Raw genomic sequence first — 1339 nt, 5'->3', positions numbered from 1 at the left:
CGCCTTGCACCGCCCATCGACCGCCAACCCACGCTGCCGCGAAAACTCCACAAACGCCGAGGGCAGCACCATCACCGAGGCCGCCCCGGCGAGCGCCATGGTGCACTCGCCCTGCCGGAGCGCCTGCGCCGCCAGGTGCATCGCCACGAGCGCCGACGAGCAGGCGGCGTCCACCGTCATCGCGGGGCCTTCGAGGCCCAGGGTGTAGGCGATGCGCCCGGAGGCGACGCTGCCCGAGCTGCCGGTGAGCCGGTAGCCCTCGAACTCCCCCGGCGCCTGGTGGAGTCGGACGGTGTGATCGTGGTTGATCACGCTCGAGTACACGCCGACGTTGCTGCCGTGCAGCGAGGTCGGGTCGATGCCCGCGCGCTCCAACGCCTCCCACGACGTTTCCAGCAACAACCGCTGCTGCGGATCCATCGCCAACGCCTCACGCGGCGAAATACCGAAGAACCCCGCGTCGAAATCCGCCACCCCGTCCAGGAACCCACCATGCCGCACATACGACGTACCAGGCCGATCCGGATCCGCGTCATAGAGACCGTCCAGATCCCAGCCCCGGTCGGACGGGAAGTCGGTGATGGCGTCGACGCCGTCCGCGAGCAGCTGCCAGAACCCCTCAGGGTCGGTCACCCCGCCAGGGAACCGGCAGCCCATGCCGATGATCGCGATCGGCTCGTCCGCCGCCACGACGATCGGTGGCCGCTCCGCCTCGGCGGCCCGTTCCGGCTGGTCGCCCAGCAGTTCGGCGCGGAGGTGCCGGGCGAACGCCACCGGCGTCGGATGGTCGAAGACGACGGTCGCCGACAGGCGCAGCCCGGTCGCGGCGGTGAGCCGGTTGCGCAGCTCCACCGCGGTCAGTGAGTCGAACCCGGCGTCCTTGAACGCCCGGTTCGGCCCCACCACGTCCATGGTCGAGTGGCCGAGGACCGTGGCGGCGTGGGTGCGGACCAGGTCGAGCAGCGCGCGGTCCTGGTCGGCCTCGGTCAGGCCCGCGAGGCGTTGGGCCAGCCCTTCCTCGGCCGGGCCGCTGGTTCGCGCGGTGCGCCTGGCCTGCCGTATCAGCCCGCGCAGCAGCGGCGGCACCGGCTCGTCGGCGGCTCGCGAGCGCAGTCTGGCCACATCCAGCTTCGCGGGCACGAGCGCCGCGTCAGGGCCGCGCAGCGCGGCGTCGAAGAGCGCCATGCCCTCCTCGGGGGAGAGCCCGAGCATGCCGTCGCGCTCGTTGCGCCGCAGGTCGGTGGTCCCCAAGTGCGCGGTCATGTCGCTGGCTTGGGTCCAGTAGCCCCAGGCGAGGCTGGTGGTGGGACGGCCCTGGGCGCGGTGCTGGTGGGCGAGG

The 1339-nt window shown here is 72.4% G+C and carries 1 protein-coding gene; it reads right to left on the bottom strand.

Annotated features, from left to right (window positions below; translation table 11 throughout):
• Positions 1-1339 (bottom strand): beta-ketoacyl reductase (locus DEH69_RS17595; protein ID WP_258534745.1); only part of this gene is annotated, 1339 nt, incomplete at both ends.

Source organism: Streptomyces sp. PT12, from assembly GCF_003311645.1.
Lineage (GTDB): Bacteria > Actinomycetota > Actinomycetes > Streptomycetales > Streptomycetaceae > Streptomyces.
Note: the sequence above shows the minus strand (reverse complement) of the source record. Positions and strands in the feature narration are given on the sequence as shown.